The sequence below is a fragment of the Blautia obeum ATCC 29174 genome (assembly GCF_025147765.1).
Lineage (GTDB): Bacteria > Bacillota > Clostridia > Lachnospirales > Lachnospiraceae > Blautia_A > Blautia_A obeum.
Map to the genome: position 1 here is coordinate 1,526,237 of NZ_CP102265.1, position 17,365 is coordinate 1,543,601.

The 17,365-nt window shown below is 43.8% G+C and carries 15 protein-coding genes, 2 tRNA genes and 1 other RNA gene; 15 read left to right on the top strand and 3 right to left on the bottom strand.

What is annotated here, in order from left to right; genetic code table 11:
- Positions 1–2: 2 nt before the first annotated feature.
- The 13 genes from NQ503_RS07220 (at position 3) to rnpB (ending at position 12,850) form a co-directional block, all read left to right on the top strand.
- Positions 3–797, top strand: coding sequence for a phosphatidate cytidylyltransferase (locus tag NQ503_RS07220; RefSeq protein ID WP_005422555.1), 795 nt, complete (start codon positions 3–5; stop codon positions 795–797).
- 13 nt (positions 798–810) lie between these two features.
- On the top strand, positions 811–1,953 hold the full coding sequence (gene dxr, locus NQ503_RS07225) for a 1-deoxy-D-xylulose-5-phosphate reductoisomerase (protein WP_005422557.1): 1,143 nt from the start codon (positions 811–813) through the stop codon (positions 1,951–1,953).
- Positions 1,895–3,244, top strand: a complete 1,350-nt coding sequence (gene rseP / locus NQ503_RS07230) for an RIP metalloprotease RseP (protein WP_242997926.1) — start codon at positions 1,895–1,897, stop codon at positions 3,242–3,244. The genes dxr and rseP overlap by 59 nt, the downstream gene beginning before the upstream one ends.
- A gap of 118 nt (positions 3,245–3,362) precedes the next feature.
- A complete protein-coding gene (locus NQ503_RS07235; protein ID WP_022389000.1) occupies positions 3,363–4,631 on the top strand; it encodes a peptidoglycan-binding protein in 1,269 nt (422 codons plus the stop codon).
- Between the two features lie 141 nt (positions 4,632–4,772).
- Positions 4,773–4,857: transfer RNA gene (locus NQ503_RS07240), tRNA-Leu, on the top strand.
- A gap of 88 nt (positions 4,858–4,945) precedes the next feature.
- A tRNA-Leu gene (locus NQ503_RS07245) sits at positions 4,946–5,030 on the top strand.
- 197 nt (positions 5,031–5,227) lie between these two features.
- A complete protein-coding gene (locus NQ503_RS07250; RefSeq protein ID WP_055055619.1) occupies positions 5,228–6,235 on the top strand; it encodes a deoxyguanosinetriphosphate triphosphohydrolase in 1,008 nt (335 codons plus the stop codon).
- Between the two features lie 58 nt (positions 6,236–6,293).
- The gene (dnaG, locus tag NQ503_RS07255) at positions 6,294–8,090 is read left to right on the top strand and encodes a DNA primase (RefSeq protein ID WP_022388324.1); all 1,797 of its coding nucleotides are present in this window, start codon (positions 6,294–6,296) and stop codon (positions 8,088–8,090) included.
- 39 nt (positions 8,091–8,129) lie between these two features.
- Positions 8,130–9,254: an RNA polymerase sigma factor RpoD gene (gene rpoD / locus NQ503_RS07260; protein WP_022388323.1), complete on the top strand. Its 1,125-nt coding sequence runs from the start codon at positions 8,130–8,132 to the stop codon at positions 9,252–9,254.
- A complete protein-coding gene (locus NQ503_RS07265) occupies positions 9,254–9,991 on the top strand; it encodes a tRNA (adenine(22)-N(1))-methyltransferase (RefSeq protein WP_005425623.1) in 738 nt (245 codons plus the stop codon). The genes rpoD and NQ503_RS07265 overlap by 1 nt, the downstream gene beginning before the upstream one ends.
- Positions 9,960–10,742, top strand: coding sequence for a Nif3-like dinuclear metal center hexameric protein (locus tag NQ503_RS07270; protein ID WP_005425621.1), 783 nt, complete (start codon positions 9,960–9,962; stop codon positions 10,740–10,742). Before NQ503_RS07265 ends, NQ503_RS07270 begins: the two co-directional genes overlap by 32 nt.
- A gap of 26 nt (positions 10,743–10,768) precedes the next feature.
- Entirely contained in the window at positions 10,769–12,439 is a 1,671-nt protein-coding gene (locus NQ503_RS07275; protein WP_005425619.1) for a nucleoside kinase, read from the top strand.
- A gap of 59 nt (positions 12,440–12,498) precedes the next feature.
- An RNA gene (gene rnpB, locus NQ503_RS07280) (RNase P RNA component class A) lies at positions 12,499–12,850 on the top strand.
- Positions 12,851–12,892: 42 nt separating this feature from the next.
- On the opposite strand, the gene NQ503_RS07285 is transcribed toward rnpB, so the two are convergent.
- The 3 genes from NQ503_RS07285 to NQ503_RS07295 all read right to left on the bottom strand — a co-directional run bounded on the left by NQ503_RS07285 (position 12,893) and on the right by NQ503_RS07295 (position 14,781).
- Positions 12,893–13,330, bottom strand: coding sequence for an aspartate carbamoyltransferase regulatory subunit (locus NQ503_RS07285; RefSeq protein ID WP_005425617.1), 438 nt, complete (start codon positions 13,328–13,330; stop codon positions 12,893–12,895).
- A complete protein-coding gene (gene pyrB, locus NQ503_RS07290; protein WP_022388956.1) occupies positions 13,330–14,250 on the bottom strand; it encodes an aspartate carbamoyltransferase in 921 nt (306 codons plus the stop codon). The genes NQ503_RS07285 and pyrB overlap by 1 nt, the downstream gene beginning before the upstream one ends.
- A 135-nt stretch (positions 14,251–14,385) precedes the next feature.
- The gene (locus NQ503_RS07295; RefSeq protein WP_005425118.1) at positions 14,386–14,781 is read right to left on the bottom strand and encodes a putative ABC transporter permease; all 396 of its coding nucleotides are present in this window, start codon (positions 14,779–14,781) and stop codon (positions 14,386–14,388) included.
- Between the two features lie 136 nt (positions 14,782–14,917).
- Here NQ503_RS07295 and NQ503_RS07300 point away from each other — a divergent pair, with 136 nt between their 5' ends.
- Together NQ503_RS07300 and pheA are read left to right on the top strand one after the other, a co-directional pair.
- Positions 14,918–16,216 (top strand): bifunctional folylpolyglutamate synthase/dihydrofolate synthase, encoded by a 1,299-nt coding sequence (locus NQ503_RS07300; protein WP_055055614.1) that lies wholly within the window; start codon positions 14,918–14,920, stop codon positions 16,214–16,216.
- Positions 16,213–17,364, top strand: a complete 1,152-nt coding sequence (gene pheA / locus NQ503_RS07305) for a prephenate dehydratase (protein WP_022388954.1) — start codon at positions 16,213–16,215, stop codon at positions 17,362–17,364. Before NQ503_RS07300 ends, pheA begins: the two co-directional genes overlap by 4 nt.
- Position 17,365 lies beyond the last annotated feature (1 nt).

The following is a 17,365-nucleotide window of genomic DNA, read 5'->3' on the forward strand; positions in this document are numbered from 1 at the left end:
ATATGTTTAAGACACGACTCATAAGTGGCATTCTGCTTGTAATCGCTGCGCTTCTTACGATCATAAGCGGAAACTATGTGCTGTTTGTGACATTGCTCTGCGTTTCTCTGCTTGGAATGCAGGAACTTTATAAGGCAATGGGGGTACATAAAGATCAGACGGAATTTCTGGAACTGGCGGGATATCTTGGTGCGATTCTGTATTATGTATCTCTGTTGCTGGGATTTGAACGTTATGGAACGATGGCGATTCTGATCGCTCTGATCCTGATCATGTTTGTGTATGTTTTTTCGTATCCGAAATACAATGCAAATCAGGTCATGGCAACATTTTTCGGAGTAGTTTATGTAGCGGTAATGCTTTCTTTTATTCTTCTGACAAGAAATCTTCCGGATGGTAAATTTATCGTATGGCTGATCTTCCTCTGTTCCTGGGGATGCGATACCTGTGCATATTGTGTGGGTATGCTGATCGGCAAACATAAGATGGCACCGGTGCTCAGCCCGAAGAAATCAATAGAGGGAGCTGTGGGAGGCGTTGTCGGTGCTGCACTTCTTGGCGTGATCTATGCGGTAGCAACACATGGAGCAATGCTTGAATATGCAGTTATTTGCGGCGTTGGAGCACTGATCTCAATGGTTGGGGATCTTGCTGCTTCTGCAATCAAAAGAAATCAGGGAATCAAGGATTATGGAAAGCTGATTCCGGGGCATGGTGGAATTCTTGACCGTTTTGACAGCGTAATCTTTACGGCACCGGTCATTTATTATCTGGCAAAAATGATTCTTGGTCTCTAAAAAGGAGAAGGGCATGAAAAAAATTGCAATATTAGGATCCACAGGATCTATCGGAACACAGACACTGGATGTTGTGCGTGCCAATGGTGATATTGAGGTTCTTGGAATCAGTGCAGGAAAAAATATTCAGAAACTGGAAGAACAGGTAAGAGAATTTTCTCCACGTCTGGTTGCTGTCTGGGATGAGAATGCGGCACAGGAACTTGCACAGAAGATTCAGGATACGGATACGAAGGTTGTCGCAGGAATGGATGGCCTTCTGGAGCTGGCTGCCATGCCGGATACAGAAATTCTGGTTACTGCAATCGTGGGAATGCTTGGGATTCGCCCGACGATCGAGGCGATCCGTGCAGGAAAGGACATTGCACTTGCCAATAAGGAAACTCTGGTAACTGCAGGGCATCTGATCATTCCAATGGCAAAAGAATATGGAGTAAAGATTCTTCCTGTAGACAGTGAACACAGTGCTGTTTTTCAATCCTTGAATGGAGAACATAAAGAAGAAGTCCATAAGCTGCTGATCACTGCATCGGGTGGACCTTTTCGCGGAAAAACAAGAAAAGACCTGGAGTCAGTGACGCTGGAAGATACTTTGAAACACCCGAACTGGGTGATGGGACAGAAGATTACCGTGGATTCTGCGACACTGGTGAATAAAGGCCTTGAAGTGATGGAGGCCAGATGGCTGTTTGATGTGAGCCTGGATCAGATCCAGGTTGTTGTACAGCCACAAAGTGTGATACATTCCATGGTGGAATTTAAAGATGGAGGGATCATTGCACAGCTTGGAACACCGGATATGCGGCTTCCAATTCAGTATGCACTGTATTATCCGCACAGAAGATATCTGAATGGAGACAGACTTGACTTTGCCAAATTGGGTCAGATTACCTTTGAAGAACCGGATATGGATACGTTCCTGGGTCTTCCGATGGCAATTCAGGCGGCAAAAGCAGGCGGTTCCATGCCGACAGTATTTAATGCGGCAAATGAACTTGCAGTAAGTAAATTCCTTCACAAAAAAATTCGTTTCCTGGATATTTATGACATTATAGGACAGTCTATGGAACGCCATAAAGTTATTGAGAATCCTGGACTTGAAGAAATACTGGAAACAGAGAGTGATACATATCAATGGATTGAAAGCAGGTGGTAGATTGAAGATTCTGATTGCGATTATTATTTTCAGTGCAATCATATTGTTTCATGAATTTGGACATTTTTTATTTGCCAAATTAAACGGAATCAGTGTAACTGAGTTTTCTCTTGGAATGGGACCGAGACTGTGGAGTTTTCAGAAGGGAGAGACCAGATATTCATTGAAATTGCTTCCGCTTGGCGGCTCATGTGCCATGGTGGGTGAAGATACTGCCGAGGAGGAAATTCCGGGCTCCTTTAATGCGGCATCTGTATGGGGCAGGATTTCTGTCGTTGCGGCCGGTCCGATATTTAACTTTATTCTGGCGTTTGTGCTTGCAGTGATCATTGTAGGTTTTGTGGGATATGATCCGGCTGAAGTGCTGGAAGTGGATAAAAATTCAGCAGCTGCAGAGGCAGGGCTTCAGAATGGAGACATTATTACAGAATATGACGGATATCATGTGGATCTTGCAAAAGATCTGTATGTATATATGTATCTGAATGATCTGAAGGAGGGCGACACAGTTACCCTGAAGGTCAGAAGAGATGGCAGGACAGAAACGATTTCATACACACCTGATGTATCGGTAAGATACCTGCTGGGATTTAACAGATCAGATGCATCTTCTATGACAGTGGAATCTCTGATTGACGGAATGCCACTCCAGGAGGCAGGATTGCAGCCGGGGGATACGATCACGGCAATCAATGGTGTGGAGATTGCGGACGGTGAGGCATATGATGCATATCTTGCAGAACATCCGCTTTCGAGTGAATCGGTAGAGATTACGTATGACAGAGATGGCCTGGATTATACAGCGACAATTACTCCGAAAGAGTATCGTACACCACAGCTTGGATTTTCTTATAACCTTGGTTATACAAAGACCTCCGGCCTGCGGATACTGAAATACGGTGCACTGGAAATAAAATATATGATCAGGACGACTCTGCTGAGTCTGAAAGAACTGGTTACGGGACAGCTTGGATTCCAGAATCTCAGCGGCCCGGTAGGTGTCGTAGATGCGATTGGTACAACTTATGAAGAAAGTAAGAGTGAAGGTACTCTGATGCTCTGGATGAACATGCTGAATATGGCAGTACTGTTGTCGGCAAACCTTGGTGTTATGAATCTGCTTCCTCTTCCGGCACTGGATGGCGGAAGACTTGTTTTTCTGATCATTGAGGCAATTCGGAAGAAACCGATCAATCGAGAAATTGAGGGCAGGATTCATTTTGCAGGGCTGATGGCACTTATGGTGCTGATGGTAGTAGTTATGTACAATGATATTCTGAAAATCTTCTGAAAATAGAAAGTAGCAGATGGCAGACAGAAGGACGGATGCGAATATGCATCTGTCTTTTTGTGTTATACGGGATACATGATGCATAGAATATACGGAGAGCTCTTGGCAGGAGAAGCAGGTGGAATTTTATAATAAAGTAAAAAGTCAGCAGGATCAGCCGGATCAGGGCGAGCTGAAGGTAAGTGTTTTTACGGAAGATGGTACGCGACCGGTGGAAAATGCATTGGTGAGGATCTCTTATACCGGAGAGAGTGGACAGACGGTGGAAGAAGTACGTACGGATTCATCCGGGCAGACACCGACTCTTGAGTTAAAAACACCACCTCTGGAATATAGTATGGAACCAGTGGAAGAACAGCCTTATGCGGAGTATACGATTCAGGTGCAGGCGGAAGGATTTGAAAATACAGAAATTGCAGGAACACAGGTATTACCAGGCGTGGTGGCGCAGCAATCGATAAAAATGGCATTTCAGGCAGAAGCATCTTTTGAAAGACTTGTGATCGGACCCCATACGTTATTTGCAGAATATCCGCCAAAGATAGAAGAAGCTGAGATAAAGCCGGTGAATGAAAGTGGAGAGATCGTTTTGAGCAGAGTAGTCATACCGGAATATATCGTGGTTCATGATGGATCGGTAAATGATACAACAGCGCCGGATTATTATGAACGGTACAAAGATTATATAAAAAATGTTGCGAGCAGTGAAATTTACGCTACCTGGCCGGATGATACGATTCGAGCAAATATACTGGCAATCATGTCATTTACCTTAAACAGGGTCTACACAGAATGGTACCGGAATAAAGGAAAAGATTTTACTATTACATCTTCGACTGCATATGATCACAAATGGATTCGTGGAAGAAATGTATTTGACAGCATATCGAGAATCACAGACGAACTTTTTGAAAACTATCTGTCCAGACCGAATGTGCGTCAGCCAATTCTGACACAGTATTGTGATGGAAGAAGGGTGCAGTGCAGGAATAGAGGGTGGATGACACAGTGGGGAAGCAAATCACTGGGAGATCAGGGATATTCACCAATCGAGATCCTGAGGTATTTTTATGGCAATGATATGTATATCAATGTAGCAGAAGAAATTTCCGGTATTCCGTCTTCCTGGCCGGGATATGATCTGAATATTGGAGCTACAGGAGAGAAGGTCAGACAGCTTCAGGAACAGCTTAATGTGATCGCGGGAGCATATCCGGCAATTCCGAAAGTGGGTGAAGATGGGATTTATGGGGAACGGACCAGTGAATCTGTACGTAAATTTCAAAATGTTTTTGGCCTTCCGGAAACCGGAATCACAGATTACCCAACCTGGTATAAAATACAGGAAATCTATGTTGCAGTGAGCAGAATCGCGGAACTGAATTAGAAAATATCCGACCATAAAATCACCAAATTGAATGAAAAATATAAAATATATAAAAAACTTCAAAAAAGGTGTTGACTTTGTGAATGGACTCTGATATTATATCATTTGTCGCGAGGAGTTAACTCCTGCGAAACAGAATATGCGGAAGTGTCGGAACTGGCAGACGAGCAAGACTAAGGATCTTGTGAGCATTGCGCTCGTGTGGGTTCAAGTCCCATCTTCCGCATAATACAAAAAAAGGTATTGACAGATGTCAAGTCTTTGGGTATAATATCTGTTATCGCGAGGAAGTCGATTTCCACGAAATGCGATATGCGGAAGTGTCGGAACTGGCAGACGAGCAAGACTAAGGATCTTGTGAGCATTGCGCTCGTGTGGGTTCAAGTCCCATCTTCCGCATGCAGAGCCCTTGATGATTCAAGGGCTTTTCTTTTTGCCCGTACAGGGCTTTTTGTTTTATGTGCACATCTCGAATTGTGTTTGCGAATGTCGAAAAAATTTATCTGCATGTTTTTTTTGAAAAAAAGAGGAATTTGCTGCTTGACACAGAATATAATTAATAAGAGGTATTTTGTCATTCTGTGGAGGGCGTGCCTATGAATATCAGAGAAAGTATGGAACAGAGAGAACTGGAACTTTTAAGTCCTTATGCGGCACACAGTGGTCATTCCAGAGGCAGAGAACGGCAGGAGGAAGAATGTGATGTCCGCACAGTCTATCAGAGAGACCGGGACAGAATTTTGCACTGTAAGGCATTTCGGAGAATGAAGGACAAGACACAGGTTTTTCTTGCACCACAGGGAGACCATTACAGAAACCGTCTTACACATACGCTTGAGGTATCTCAGATTGCAAGGACGATTGCGAAGGCATTGCGCCTGAATGAAGATCTGGTGGAAGCAATCGCACTGGGGCATGACCTGGGGCATACTCCGTTCGGACATGCCGGGGAGAAGGCACTGGATGAGATCCATCCGGGAGGTTTTGCACATTATCGACAAAGCATCCGTGTAGTGCAGGTGCTGGAGAAGAATGGTGAAGGACTGAATCTTACATGGGAAGTAAGGGATGGGATCCTGAATCACCGGATCAGTGGAAATCCGTCTACGATGGAAGGACAGGTGGTCCGCCTGGCGGATAAGCTTGCTTATATCCATCATGATATGGATGATGCGCAAAGAGCCGGCATTATTACAGAAGACGATATACCGGTGACACTTCGAATGCTGCTGGGGTATACAACGAGAGAACGTTTGAATACATTTGTACATGATATCATAGAGAGCAGCATGGAGAAGAATCATATTGAAATGTCTTCGGAGATTTATGAGGCAATGATGGATCTCAGGAAGATCATGTTTCAAAATGTCTATGATCATCCGGAGGCAAAAAAAGAAGAAAAAAAAGCAATCAAAATGCTGAAAAAGCTTTATACATATTATATAGAAAATCCAGATGAGATGTCAGCAGAATACCGGCAGCTGATGAAAAAAGGAGAATCGAAGACACAAGTGGTCTGCGATTATCTGGCCGGTATGACAGACCAGTATTCCATGGCAAAGTTTCGAAAGATCTATATACCAAAAGCATGGGAAGTTTACTGATAAAATGATAGAGGATTACTGTGAACGGAGTGAACAGTAATGACAGAGGAGGATGGGTATGCGTTATTCGGACGATATCATTGAGGAAGTCCGACAGAAAAATGATATTGTAGATGTAGTATCGCAATACGTGAAACTGACAAGAAAGGGAAGTTCCTATTTTGGACTGTGCCCTTTTCATAATGAGAAAACTCCTTCTTTTTCTGTAACACCCGGCAAGCAGATGTATTATTGCTTTGGCTGTGGTGCAGGAGGAAATGTATTTAATTTTATTATGGAATATGAAAATTATTCGTTCGGAGAAGCGTTAAAGCATCTTGCGGACAGAGCGGGAGTAGAACTTCCAAAGATTGAATATTCCAGAGAAGTGAGAGAAAAAGCAGAGCAGAAGGCAGAACTTCTGGAAATCAATAAGCAGGCGGCGCAGTATTATTATTATCAGCTCCGTACAGAAGGCGGCAGGCAGGGACATGAATACCTCGCAGGGCGTCAACTGAGTGAAGAGACGATGCGGAAATTTGGGCTTGGTTATTCGGACAAGTTTGGCAGCGGCCTGTATAAATACCTCAAATCCAAAGGATACAGTGATGAGCGGCTCCGTGAATCGGGACTGTTCAACGTGGATGAACGGCATGGAATGTATGATAAGTTCTGGAACAGGGTTATTTTTCCGATCATGGATGTCAATAATCGTGTGATCGGTTTTGGCGGCCGTGTTATGGGAGACGGCAAGCCCAAATATCTGAACTCACCGGAGACGAAGATTTTTGATAAAAGCCGGAATTTATATGGATTGAATATTGCCAGAACGACAAGAAAGAAATATCTGATCCTGTGTGAGGGATACATGGATGTGATCTCCATGCATCAGGCGGGATTTACCAATGCGGTGGCGTCGCTTGGAACTGCACTGACATCAGGCCATGCCAGTCTTTTGAAACGGTATACCCAGGAAGTATTGCTTCTGTATGACAGTGATGAGGCTGGCATTCGGGCGGCACTTCGTGGAATTCCGATTCTTCGGGAAGCGGGAGTGAATTCAAGAGTTGTTGATCTGAAACCCTACAAAGACCCGGATGAGTTTATCAAAAACATGGGTGCAGAGGCATTTGAAGAACGACTGAACCAGGCATCCGACAGCTTTATGTTTCGTGTGAGTATTGCAGAAAGCGAGTTTCCGATGGAGGAACCACAGGGGCAGAATCGTTTCTTCGAGCGATGTGCAGAAATGCTTCTGGAACTGAAAGATGAACTGGAAAGAAATCTTTATATAGAAGCGATTGTCAAGAAGTATCGGGGACAATACGGTGTCAGCACAGAAGATCTGCGTAAGCGGGTGAATACGCTGGCGCTTAAAGGAACACCGGCCGAAAATCGGATACAGCCAAAGAGTGGCAGTCAGAATAAAAAGAAAAAAGAGACCGCTTCAGAGCAGGCACAGAAACTGATGCTGACCTGGCTGGTAACGTATCCGAATGTTTTTGATAAAGTTGCACAGTATCTGACACCGGAGGACTTTGTGGTCCCATTATACAGAGAAGTGGCGCAGATGCTGTTTCAGCAGAGGGAAGAGGGACAGGTTAATCCTGCGAAACTTCTGAATAGTTTTACAGACAGTGAAGAACAGCGGGAAGTGGCATCACTTTTTAATGCGACGATCCATCTGGAAAATCAACAGGAACAGGATCAGGCGTTTGCAGATACACTTCTCAGGATAAAATCCGAAAGCCTTGCGGAACGGAACCGTAACTGGGATCCTACGGATATGGCAGGATTGCAGCAGATAGTCAAAGCAAAAAAAGAATTGGAAGAACTTGGGCGAAAACGCCGGGAACTGCATATTTCTTTTGAATAAGGTTAAAATATAAACACTATATGGAGGGAATGAGCACCTATGGAAATGAATATGGGCAAATTCAGCGAGAAACTGGTAGAGCTTCTGGAGCTTGCAAAAAAGAAGAAAAATGTACTGGAATATCAGGAAATCAGCGATTTCTTTAAAGACCAGTCTCTGGAAGTTGAACAGATGGAAAAGGTTCTGGATTTTCTGGAAGCCAGTGGAGTTGATGTGCTTCGTATTTCAGGAAATGATGAAGAGCTGATTCTGGATGACGATGCAGACATCGAAAAAATGGATGATGAGGAAGAAATTGAACTGGATAAGATCGATCTGTCTGTGCCGGAAGGTGTCAGCATTGAAGATCCGGTTCGTATGTACCTGAAAGAGATCGGTAAAGTAAGTCTTCTGACAGCAGATGAAGAAATCGAACTGGCAAAACGTATGGAACAGGGTGATGAAGAGGCAAAGAAACGTCTTGCAGAGGCGAATCTTCGTCTGGTTGTAAGCATTGCCAAGAGATATGTCGGAAGGGGAATGCTGTTCCTTGACCTCATTCAGGAAGGAAATCTTGGCCTGATCAAAGCAGTGGAGAAATTTGATTATCGTAAAGGATACAAATTCAGTACGTATGCTACCTGGTGGATTCGTCAGGCAATTACACGTGCGATTGCCGATCAGGCACGTACCATTCGTATTCCGGTGCATATGGTAGAAACGATCAACAAACTGATTCGAGTTTCCCGTCAGCTGCTTCAGGAGTTAGGACGCGAACCTACTCCGGAAGAAATTGCAGAAGAAATGAAAATGCCGGTAGATCGTGTTCGTGAAATCCTTAAGATCTCACAGGAACCGGTATCACTGGAAACTCCGATCGGTGAAGAGGAAGACAGCCATCTTGGTGACTTTATTCAGGATGATAATGTTCCGGTTCCGGCAGATGCAGCTGCATTTACGCTTTTGAAAGAACAGCTGATCGAAGTGCTGGGAACACTGACAGAAAGAGAACAGAAGGTACTTCGTCTTCGTTTTGGCCTGGATGACGGACGTGCACGTACACTGGAAGAAGTTGGTAAAGAATTCAACGTTACGAGAGAGCGTATTCGTCAGATCGAAGCAAAGGCACTTCGTAAACTCCGCCATCCGAGCCGCAGCCGCAAGCTGAAGGATTATCTGGATTAATGGCAGGGAATCATGTACAGCTGTCCAGACGCCTCAAAGCTATTGCAGACATGGTGACGGAGGGAAACCGGCTGGTAGATGTGGGATGTGATCATGGATATCTGCCGGTATACCTTATGCTGAATCATAAGATTCCGGGTGCGATCGCGACCGATGTAGGAAAAGGACCGCTGGCCAGGGCACAGGAACATATTGCAGAGTATGGGATGAGCAAATACATAGAGGCGAGACTCTGTGACGGACTGCAGGGCGTCCGCACCGGAGAAGGTGATACATTGGTTATTGCCGGGATGGGCGGCCCTTTGATGGAGAAAATCCTTACAGAAGGTAAGGCTGCATTGCCGGGCTTTCGGGAACTGATTCTTCAACCGCAGTCGGATATTCCTCATTTTCGTCATTTCCTTATGGAACATGGATTCTGTATTATTCAGGAAGAAATGATTCTGGAAGATGGGAAATATTATCCGATGATGAAAGCAGTTTCAGGCAGAACACCAGGAGAAATCTGGACGAGAGAAGAGGAAATGTTTGGAAAACTGCTGTTGGAGCGTCTGCATCCGGTTCTTTATAAGTATCTGCAACGCGAACTGCGAATCAGAGAAGAAATTTCCGGACAATTGAAAAATGCAGCAGGAGAGGGCGCAAAGAAACGCCTGGATGAAGTAGAGGAGGAAAAGCGGTTGATTTTGGCTGCTTTACAGAGATATGAAGGTAAAGGAACTGACAAACTGGCTTGATGGTCGTTATCCGGCTGACATGGCAGAACACTGGGACAATGTAGGTCTTCTGGTCGGTGATGATGAAGCGGAGGTGCATCATGTGCTTTTGGCACTGGATCTTACGGAGAAAACGCTGGATGAAGCAATTTCTGCAGGAGCAGACATGATCATTACGCATCATCCGATGATCTTTGAAGGACAGAAAAAAATAAATAATCATTCTTTTACAGGGCGCAGAATTCTGAAACTGATCAGAAACAGGATTCAGTATTATGCGATGCATACCAATTACGACGTGCTTGGTATGGCAGAACTCAGTGCAGACTATCTGAAACTTACAGATAGAGAAGTCCTCTCGGTAACTGCTCATACAGAGCAGGGTGAAGAGGGATTTGGACGGGTTGGCTGCCTCCCGTATAAGATGACTCTGAAAGAATGCGGAGAATTTGTAAAAGAGGCGCTGGCGCTGAATGATGTCAGGATTTACGGAGATCCGGATACAATGGTAGAAAAAGCTGCCATCTGCACCGGAAGCGGCAAAAGCATGATTTCGGATGTCCTTGCCAAAGGAGCGGATGTCTATGTGACGGGTGATATTGATCATCATACGGGAATTGATGCTGTTGCCAGTGGACTTCCGATCATAGATGCCGGACATTATGGTACGGAATATATCTTTATGAAGGCAATGCGTAAAATTCTGGAAGAAAAATATCCATCACTTCAGATAACATGTGCGAAAGTGAAAAGTCCATATATGATACTGTAGCAGGATAGTAACAGGAGGGCTGTTTTATGAATCAGGAAATGGTTAAAGTTACGATTGACGGGAAAGAGCATGAATATGCAATTGGTACGACATACAGAGAAATCGTGGATGAGTATCAGGAAGAAGTGGCAGAAGCGCCTGTCATTCTGGTAATGGCAGATGGAAAATTACGTGAACTCCAGAAGAAACTGAAAGGTGACTGTACACTGGAATTTGTAACGACAAAAGATCATATAGGATTCGAAACCTATAAAAGAACGGTTTGTCTGGTACTGCTGAGAGCAATCTATGATGTGGCAGGAAAAGAAAATATAGAAAAAGTCATGATCCACTATTCCGTCGGAAATGGCTATTATTTTACCATGGCCGGCAAAGCAGTTCTTGATCAGCATTTCCTTGACAATGTAAAAACACGGATGCAGGAACTGGCAGATATGTGTACACCGATTGGAAAACGTTCTGTAAATACAGATGATGCAGTTTCACTTTTTCATCATCATAGAATGTATGACAAAGAAAAACTGTTTCGTTTCCGTCGGGTATCCAAGGTGAATATTTATAATATTGGTTACTATGAAGATTATTTTTATGGTTATATGGCAGATCATGCAGGGTATGTAAAATACTTTGATCTGAAACTTTACGATGAAGGTTTTGTTCTGGAACTTCCAACAAGAAAAAATCCGTCTGTGATTTCACCGTTTCGCCCGGAAGGAAAAATCTTTCAGGTGCAGAAAGAATCTCAGGAGTGGGCAGAGAAGATGGATATCTCTTATGTCGGAGATCTGAATAATCACATTACAAAAGAAGGTATCAGCAATATTCTTCTGGTTCAGGAGGCACTTCAGGAAGCCAAGATTTCTGATATTGCACAGAGAATTGTCTTGGAAGGCAATAAGAAGTTTATTATGATCGCGGGACCGTCTTCATCGGGAAAGACTTCTTTTTCGCATCGTTTGTCTATTCAGCTTCTGGCGCACGGAATGAAGCCGCATCCGATCGGAGTTGATAATTATTTCAAGAACAGAGAAGAGACTCCGCTGGATGAATATGGAGAAAAAAATTATGAATGTCTTGAAGCAATTGATGTAGAGCAGTTCAACAAAGATATGCTTGCTCTTTTGCGTGGAGAACGTATTGAATTGCCAGTGTTTAATTTTAAGACAGGACACAGAGAGTATAAAGGCGATTTTCTCCAGCTTGGTCCGGAGGATGTGTTGGTTATAGAGGGAATTCATGGTCTGAATGATAAACTGAGCTATGCACTTCCGGCAGAAAGTAAATTCAAGATTTATATCAGCGCACTGACTCAGCTGAATATTGATGAACATAACCGCATTCCGACTACGGACGGCAGGCTGCTCCGACGGATTGTACGTGATGCAAGAACCAGAGGAACTTCGGCAAAAGATACGATTGCCAGATGGCCGTCTGTACGTCGTGGAGAAGAAGCGAACATCTTTCCATATCAGGAGCAGGCAGATGTCATGTTTAATTCAGCACTTGTGTATGAGCTGGCATGCCTTAAAGTATATGCAGAGCCACTGTTATTTGGCATTGATAAGAGCGAACCGGAGTATCTGGAGGCAAAACGCCTTTTGAAATTTCTGGATTATTTCATTTCTGTTCCAAGTGAGGATATTCCACATAATTCACTGTTAAGGGAATTCGTCGGCGGAAGTTGTTTTGATGTATAGAAATCTTGATGATTTTTTTCTTTACTTAAAAATATATTCGTGTTAGAATAACACTCGTGCAAGCAGGTCAGGTGATCGCGGCTGTACAGACGAAAGGGTGCAGACGAGGAAAGTCCGGGCTTCAAAGGGCAGGATGCCGGATAACGTCCGGTGGAGGTGACTCCCAGACCAGTGCAACAGAAATAAACCGCCTTCTTTATGGAAGGTAAGGGTGGAAAGGCAGTGTAAGAGACTACCGCCGTTGTGGTAACAGAACGGGCACATGTAAACTCCATTCGAAGCAAGACCGAAACGAAAGCAATACGGCTGCCCGTCGTGCTTTCAGGTGGGTCGCTTGAGCCATCTGGCAACGGATGGCCTAGACAGATGATCACTCAACGACATAACCCGGCTTATCGGTCTGCTTGCATAAAAAAAGAAACGTCTTTTGTGGACGTTTCTTTTTTTATGTAATTATTTATTGCGTTTTCCTCTGTATTTCTCTTCACAGTATTTACATCTGTAAACTTCTTTTTCCGGGTCAGCAAGGATAAATACCTGATCGAGCCCCTGCTCAATGGAAGTAATGCAACGAGGGTTTTTGCATTTGATAACGTTTGTGATCTGTTTTGGAAGTTTCAGAATCCTTTTTTCAACAATTTTTTCATCTTTGATAATGTTGACTGTGATGTTGTGATCGATAAAACCAAGGATATCCAGATCGAGGTTTTCAATAGGGCATTCTACTTTGATGATATCTTTAACGCCCATTTTATTACTTTTGGCATTTTTGATAATCGCAACGGTGCAGTCCAGCTTATCAAGCTTCAGGTCATGATAGATGGTCATGGCTTTGCCTGCTTTGATGTGGTCGAGTACGAAACCTTCGTGAAGTGCTCCAACATTTAACATTATACTTCTACCTCCAGTAGTCTGAGAATCAGTGCCATACGGACATATACACCGTACTGAGCCTGTTTAAAATATGCTGCACGAGGATCATCGTCAACTTCAACAGCAATTTCGTTTACACGAGGAAGCGGATGAAGAATATACATGTCCTTTGGAGCAAGTTCCATTTTCTGTTTGTCAAGTATGTAGAAATCTTTCATACGGACATAGTCTTCTTCGTTGAAGAAACGTTCTTTCTGTACACGAGTCATGTAGAGGATGTCAAGTTTTGGAAGAGCATCCTCCAGACGTTCTACTTCTTCAAATTCTACATTGTTTTTCTCAAGGATATCTTCGCGGATGTAGCTTGGTACACGAAGCTCTTCCGGTGAGATCAGAACAAATTTTACATTGGAATAACGGAGTACCAGAGCTTCAATCAGAGAATGAACGGTACGTCCGAATTTCAGATCGCCGCACAGACCGATCGTAAGATTGTCAAGTCTTCCTTTAAGGGAACGAATAGTAAGAAGATCAGTGAGGGTCTGAGTAGGATGCTGATGACCACCGTCACCGGCGTTGATAACAGGAATAGAAGAAGCCATAGAAGCTACGAGCGGAGCACCTTCTTTTGGATGACGCATAGCACAGATATCAGCATAACAGGAAACAACACGAATTGTATCGGCAACACTTTCGCCTTTGGCAGCGGAACTGGAACCGGCTGAAGAGAAACCTAAAACCTTGCCGCCAAGATTCATCATGGCTGCTTCAAAACTTAAACGTGTACGTGTACTTGGTTCGTAAAAACAGGTGGCAAGTCGCTTATCATCGCAGACATGCGCGTATTTTTTTGGATTTTTTTCAATGTCGCTGGCCAGAGTAAGAAGATCATCAAGCTCTTCTTTAGAAAGATCCAGCGGGCTCATTAAATGTCTCATGTGAAACCTCCCTTATTGACTTGTGGTACGGAAAATTCGTAGTACTGTGAATAGTTACGAAAATTCTCTCTTGCACAATCATATACTAGTAGAATTGATTTTTCAAGATGATTTTGCCATATTCATAATAAAATATCAGCGATGGACGGTCAGAATTTTTTCGAAAATCAGTCCGGCAGTAAACCACAGTGGCGCATAGTCCAGACGGATGACACCATGACATTGCAATGGTACACCGCTGTAATCCCAGGGACACATTCCGAACTGCTTCAGGAAGCTTCCACTGATGAATTCCACAAGATAGAATCCGGCAGTATACAGGATTCCACGGTAAAAGAATGGGAAGGAAGATAATTTTACGGACAGTGGAGCAATAACAGCGGCACAGCCGTAGATGGGAAACATCAAAAGAGAAGTCTTTCCTGTAAGAGTCTTCTGACCGGTAAAAAGTGAATGAAGACCGGTCCAGAAAATCTCCATGCACCATCCGGCAGAACCGCACAGTAAAAAATTTGAGATATTCTGATTCATGGCAGCTACTCCTGATTCCTGATAAAAACGTGTTAAGAATACGTAAATAAGTATCTCCCAGTCTTGAAAAAAACATACGTAAATGCTATATTTGTATAAATACACAATTATTTATGAAACACAGGAGACATAGCAAATGGACTATCAACAAAGCAGAGCATATGTAAAAGACGCGGACCGTTATGCGGGCGGTGCTCTGGATCTTACAAATATAAAAGAGCTGATGAAACGACTGGGAAATCCCCAGGATCAGTTAAAATATGTTCACGTAGCAGGAACCAATGGCAAGGGATCCGTAATTGCTTATCTGTATACTACACTTTCGGAAGCTGGATATCGTGTCGGAAGATATATTTCCCCATCCGTATATTCTTATCGTGAGAAGATGGAAGTGGCCGGCAGTGCGGTGAGCAGAGAACAATTTGCGGGATATGTGACCAGGGTTGCTGCAGCAATTAAAGAAATGACTACAGAAGGTCTTGCACATCCCACCCCATTTGAAATAGAAACGGCGGTGGCTTTTTTATTTTTTGCCGAAGAAAAATGTGATCTGGTAATTCTGGAAGTTGGAATGGGTGGAAATCTGGATGCAACAAACATCATTCGAAATACAGTTCTTGCAGTGCTCGTTCCGATCAGTATGGATCATCAGGCATTTCTTGGAAACACGCTTTCTGAAATTGCAGAAAAGAAGGCAGGAATCATCAAACCTGGATGCAGTGTTGTAACGGTCGGCCAACAGCCGGAGACTATGGCTGTAATAGAGCGAGTGTGCCGTGAAAACGGTGCAGATCTGACAGAGGCAGACCTGCATGAAGCAAAAGCAGTGAAAGAAGATTTTGCGGGACAGACGCTGGAGTACCGGGGAGAAAACTATGAGTTGGCACTGGCAGGATCTTATCAGACGGAGAATGCAGCACTTGCACTGGAGGCACTTGAGGTGTTGGGACGAGTCGGATATCCGACAACAGTTGAACAGCGAAAAAAAGGTCTGAAGGATACGAAATGGAATGGACGTCTGACAATCATTCACAGAGAGCCTTTGTTTATTGTGGACGGAGCACATAATCCGGCTGCGGCAGATATGTTGGAGGATTCTGTGCGGAAGTATTTTAAAGGACGCAAACTGTTCTTTATCATGGGAGTTTTTCGTGATAAGGATTATCCTTATATTATTCGGAAACTCTGCCCCTATGCAGAGCAGATCATTACGATTGAGACACCGGATAATCCACGTGCCCTGCCGGCGCAGGAACTTGCGGAAGAAGTAAAAAAATGTAATCCGCACGTGCAGGCCGCGGACAGCATTCCGGATGCGGTAGATAAAATATTTGCAATGGCAGGACGGGAGGATGTCATCCTTTCTTTTGGGTCCCTGTCTTTTATCGGGGAAATTACAACAATTGTCAAAACTCAGGAGGAAAAGAATTCATGACAGATTTACTGGAATGTCGTAAGGAAATTGATGTGATAGACAAAGAAATCTTGCGACTTTTTGAAAAAAGAATGAAAGTCTGCGAAGATGTTGCAGAATACAAGATACATACAGGAAAAAAGGTTCTGGATCCAAAACGCGAGCAGGACAAAATAGAAGTCCTGAAAGAATCTGCTCATGGGGAATTCAATGAACTTGGGGCACAGGAGCTTTTTCAGCAGATCATGGCGATCAGCAGAAAGAGACAGTATCAGTTACTGACCAAAAATGGAGTTGAAAACGATACAAAAGATTATAAGATGGTAGATGCACTTCCTATGACAGGGGTGAATGTTGTTTTTCAGGGAGTAGAAGGTGCTTACAGTTATGCTGCCATGCGTGCGTATTTTTCTGATGCGGTCAATAGTTACCATGTAAAAACATTCCGAGATGCTATGGAAGAAGTTGCATCGGGAAAAGCAGATTATGCAGTACTGCCGATCGAAAACTCTACAGAGGGTATTGTGACGGATATTTACGATCTTCTGACGGAATATCAGTTGTATATCGTCGGGGAACAGGGCGTGAAAGTGGAGCATGTTCTGCTTGGAATTCCGGAGACTTCTCTGGATGAGATTAAAACAGTCTATTCTCACCCACAGGCGTTGGCACAGTGTAAAAAATATCTGGAAAGCCATCCGGACTGGAAAATCGTAAAGACGGAGAACACCGCGGGAGCTGCCAAAAAAGTTCATGAAGAGATGAATCGGTCACAGGCAGCAATTGCGAGCCGGGCGGCAGGAGAGCTTTACGGACTTTCTGTAATGGCAGAGAATATCTGCTACAATGACCAGAACGTGACCAGATTTATCATTGTCAGTGCGCATCCGGTCTATGAGAAAAGTGCGGCTAAGGTAAGTGTTTGTTTCGAACTTCCACACGAAAGCGGAACTTTGTATAATATGCTTTCTCATTTTATTTACAATGGACTGAGTATGACAAAAATTGAATCTCGCCCAATCACAGGTAAAAAGTGGGAATACAGATTTTTTGTGGATTTTGAAGGAAATCTGGAAGAACCGGCAGTTAAAAATGCCCTGCGAGGATTAGAAGCGGAAGCCAATCGGATGAGAGTGCTTGGCAATTATGGACAGCAGGAGGAACAGTAAG

Bases quoted from the DNA above. Each gene is read 5' to 3' on its own strand.
- NQ503_RS07220 (WP_005422555.1), top strand. From the start codon at position 3: ATGTTTAAGACACGACTCATAAGTGGCATTCTGCTTGTAATCGCTGCG.
- dxr (WP_005422557.1), top strand. From the start codon at position 811: ATGAAAAAAATTGCAATATTAGGATCCACAGGATCTATCGGAACACAG.
- NQ503_RS07250 (WP_055055619.1), top strand. From the start codon at position 5,228: ATGAATATCAGAGAAAGTATGGAACAGAGAGAACTGGAACTTTTAAGT.
- dnaG (WP_022388324.1), top strand. From the start codon at position 6,294: ATGCGTTATTCGGACGATATCATTGAGGAAGTCCGACAGAAAAATGAT.
- rpoD (WP_022388323.1), top strand. From the start codon at position 8,130: ATGGAAATGAATATGGGCAAATTCAGCGAGAAACTGGTAGAGCTTCTG.
- NQ503_RS07265 (WP_005425623.1), top strand. From the start codon at position 9,254: ATGGCAGGGAATCATGTACAGCTGTCCAGACGCCTCAAAGCTATTGCA.
- NQ503_RS07270 (WP_005425621.1), top strand. From the start codon at position 9,960: ATGAAGGTAAAGGAACTGACAAACTGGCTTGATGGTCGTTATCCGGCT.
- NQ503_RS07275 (WP_005425619.1), top strand. From the start codon at position 10,769: ATGAATCAGGAAATGGTTAAAGTTACGATTGACGGGAAAGAGCATGAA.
- NQ503_RS07285 (WP_005425617.1), bottom strand. From the start codon at position 13,330: ATGTTAAATGTTGGAGCACTTCACGAAGGTTTCGTACTCGACCACATC.
- pyrB (WP_022388956.1), bottom strand. From the start codon at position 14,250: ATGAGACATTTAATGAGCCCGCTGGATCTTTCTAAAGAAGAGCTTGAT.
- NQ503_RS07295 (WP_005425118.1), bottom strand. From the start codon at position 14,781: ATGAATCAGAATATCTCAAATTTTTTACTGTGCGGTTCTGCCGGATGG.
- NQ503_RS07300 (WP_055055614.1), top strand. From the start codon at position 14,918: ATGGACTATCAACAAAGCAGAGCATATGTAAAAGACGCGGACCGTTAT.
- pheA (WP_022388954.1), top strand. From the start codon at position 16,213: ATGACAGATTTACTGGAATGTCGTAAGGAAATTGATGTGATAGACAAA.